Origin of the sequence: Nocardioides sp., assembly GCF_036374615.1 — a bacterium.
GTDB lineage: Bacteria > Actinomycetota > Actinomycetes > Propionibacteriales > Nocardioidaceae > Nocardioides.
In genome coordinates this window covers 1-3215 of record NZ_DASUTK010000033.1, presented here as the reverse complement: position 1 = coordinate 3215, position 3215 = coordinate 1, and the positions used below count along the sequence as shown (strand labels likewise).

Annotated in this window: 2 protein-coding genes; both read right to left on the bottom strand. The window is 71.6% G+C overall.

What is annotated here, in order from left to right; genetic code table 11:
• Positions 1 to 426 (bottom strand): DUF5998 family protein (locus VFZ39_RS02735; protein WP_330864192.1); only part of this gene is annotated, 426 nt, incomplete at its 3' end.
• A gap of 42 nt (positions 427 to 468) precedes the next feature.
• Complete coding sequence (locus tag VFZ39_RS02730) at positions 469 to 3171, bottom strand: GNAT family N-acetyltransferase (RefSeq protein ID WP_330864191.1); 2703 nt, start codon at positions 3169 to 3171, stop codon at positions 469 to 471.
• Positions 3172 to 3215: the final 44 nt, after the last annotated feature.

Here is a 3215-nt window from a genome sequence, read left to right as displayed (position 1 = left end):
GCCGGCCGGTTCCAGGTCGAGCCGGCCCGCGCCTCCCCAGCCCAGCGTGACGACCGCTTCCGCAGGGCGACCGGCCCCCGCGGTGGGGTTCGTGACCATCCGGGTCACCACGACCGACCGGATCGACGAGAGCGCGATCGCTTCGGTAGAAGTCGAGGTATAGGGCTCGGGCAGCAGGTCGTCGCCTTCGTGCTCGTCGGTGTGGGCCAGGATCAGCCGGCTCGGGGTCAGCACGACCACGGTCAGGTGGCGGCGCACCTCGTCGCGGTCGAATGTCGGCTCGTGGTGCACGTAGTACGAGACGACGGCCTCCCCGGCCACCGCGGCGGCCACGCCGTCGGCCACGACCTCGGGGTAGTAGCCGGTCCGCTCGATCGCGCGCCTGAGGTCGGCCGCGGTGTCGCCGTCGTGGCTGCGGGTGCGCATGAGCGGCAGTCTTTCACGCGCCCCTGACGAGCGTGACCACGGTCAACCGGGGTCGGTGTCTCCTGCCGGGGTGGGGAGGCGGCGGGCGAACCAGTCGGACCGGGAGTCGGCGACCGGGTCGACCCGAACCGTGGCGCGCAGGACGGAGACCCCCTCCGCACCAGCCAGCACCAGGGGCAGCTCGAGTGCGCTCACCTGCGGCAGGTCGTGCTGCAGCTGGGCGACTCGCAGGATCAGCTGCTCGACCAGCCCGACGTCGACCACCTCGGAGCCGCGGTACCCGAAGAGCAGCGGAGAGGACTTCACCTCACGCACCATCGCGGCCGCGTCGTGCTCCCCGATCGGTGGGATCCGGTACGACCGGTCCTGGAGCAGCTCGATCGCCATGCCTGCGATCCCGAACGACACGACCGGCCCGAAGAGCGGGTCCTCGAGGCTGCTGATCGCGACCGGGACCCCGGGCGGCGCGTTCTTCTGGACCACGAACCCGGCGTCGTCCGTGCTCGTGATGAGGGCGTGCAGCGACTCCCACGCGTCACGCATCTCGGCGGAGGAGTCGATGTTGCGCCACACGTGTGCGAGGTCCGGGCGCTCCCGGAGGTGGCTGGCGGTCGCCTTGAGCACCACGTCCCACCCCAGCTCGCGACCCGCCTTCTGCGCGGCTCGGAGGTCGGCGACGGGACGCTCGGCCCAGAGCTCGATGCCGTACGCCGCGAGCAGCCGCGCCGTCTGCTTCTCGTCGAGGTCGATCCCGTCCGGGTGCTCGCGCAGCGCGCCGTTGACGAGCGTCCGGGCGCCGGCGATGTCGAGGTCGGACGGATCGAGCGCGGCGCCGTCCGGCGTGCGCAGCCACACTGCGTACTCGACGACCCGCGCGAGGGCGCGCACCGCCGCCTCCACAGCGGGGTACGACGGAACGGAGCCGCGGCCGGCGGAGCGACCCGCGACGTCGGGGACCCGCAGCAGCTCCGGCACCCCCTCGGCGCCGAGGAACGAGGAGACCAGCGGCTTGTCGGACTGCTCCCCTACCGCGGCGAGCACGTTCGCGACGTCCTCACCGGAGACGTTGAGCGGTGGGATGTAGACGGCCACCACCGCGTCGACCTCGGGATCGTCGATCGCCGCGTCGAGGGCGTCCTCGAAGTCGTCGGCGCCCGCGTCGGCTCCGAGTGCGACCGACTTGTTGACGACCAGGCCGACCGCCGCCGCGGCGTCCGCGGCCAGCAGCCCGAGCGCGTCGGAGTTGCCGACCACCGCGACCCGACGTCCGCGCGGCAGTGGCTGGTGGGCGAGCAGCTGGGCGACGTCGAACATCTCGTCGAGCGTGTTGACCTGGATCACGCCCGCCTGCCGGAACATCGCGTCGACCGCCTGCTGCGGCGCCGAGATCTTCCTGACCGCGTGCCCCATCGGCACGCCCTGGGTCGTCCGGCCGGAGCGCACGGCGATGATCGGCTTCCGCAGCGAGACCTTGCGAGCGATCCGCGAGAACTTGCGCGGGTTGCCGATCGACTCGAGGTAGAGCAGCACCACCTCGGTCGCGTCGTCCTCCTCCCAGTACTGCAGCAGGTCGTTGCCGGACACGTCGGCCCGGTTGCCGGCGCTGACGAACGTCGACAGACCCAGGCCGCGGTTGTTGACCTTCTCGAGGATCGCGGAGCCGAGGGCGCCGGACTGGCAGAAGAACCCCGCCCGACCGCCCGGCGGCATCAGCGACGAGAGCGAGGCGTTGAGCGAGATGGCCTTGTCGGTGTTGATGACGCCGAGCGCGTTGGGGCCGATCAGGCGCAGCCCGTAGGAGCGGGCCAGGCCCACGAGCCGGCGCTGCCGCCGACGGCCCTCCTCACCGGTCTCGGCGAAGCCGGAGGAGATCACGATCAGGCCGTGGACCCCCTTGGCCGCGCAGTCGAGCACCACGTCCTGCACCGCCTCGGCAGGGACCGCCACCACGGCGACGTCGACGTCGCCGGGGATGTCGTTCACCGAGGCGTACGCCGGCATGCCGGACACCGCGTCGGTCGACGGGTTCACGGCGTACACGCGCCCGGTGAAGTTGCCGATGACGAGGTTGCGGACGAGGGCGCGGCCGATCGTGTCCTGTCGCCTGCTCGCGCCGACCACCGCGACGGAGCGCGGGTGCAGGAACCGCTCGATCGACGCTGCCTCCGCCCGGTGCTCGCGCGCGACCATGACCCCGACCGACGTGTCCGTCGGGTCGATCGGGAACTCGAGCGCCATCACGCCGTCCTCGTACTCGCTGCGCAGCCGGTAGCCGGCGTCCCGGAACGTGTGGATCATCTTCTGGTTGTCGGGGAGCACCTCGGCCACGAACCGCTCCACCCCGCGCTCGCGGCCCGCCTGCGCGAGGTGCTCGAGCAGCAGCTGCCCGATCCCGCGTCCCTGGTGCTTGTCCTCCACGAGGAACGCCACCTCCGCCTCGCTGTCCTTGACGAGGTCGTACTGGCCGATGGCGATCATCTGGCCGCCCAGCTCGACGATCAGCACCACCCGGTCGTGGAAGTCGACCGCGGTGAAGCGCTCGACCTCCTTCGCCGAGAGGGTCGGCATCGGCGAGAAGAACCGGTAGTACTTCGACTCGTCGGACACCCGGGTGTAGAAGTCGACCAGCTGATCGGCGTCGTCCGGCCGGATCGGCCGCAGGTGCGCGGTCCGGCCGTCGCGGAGCAGCACGTCGGCCTCCCAGTGGCGGGGAGCCTGAGGCGTCTGCTCGTCGACGGCGGGCATGACCCGAATCTATCCGCCCCGGTCCCGAGATGGTTGACATGGTT

What these genes read in the sequence shown, in the direction of transcription:
- VFZ39_RS02730 (WP_330864191.1), bottom strand. Translation starts at nt 3,171, where the DNA reads ATGCCCGCCGTCGACGAGCAGACGCCTCAGGCTCCCCGCCACTGGGAG.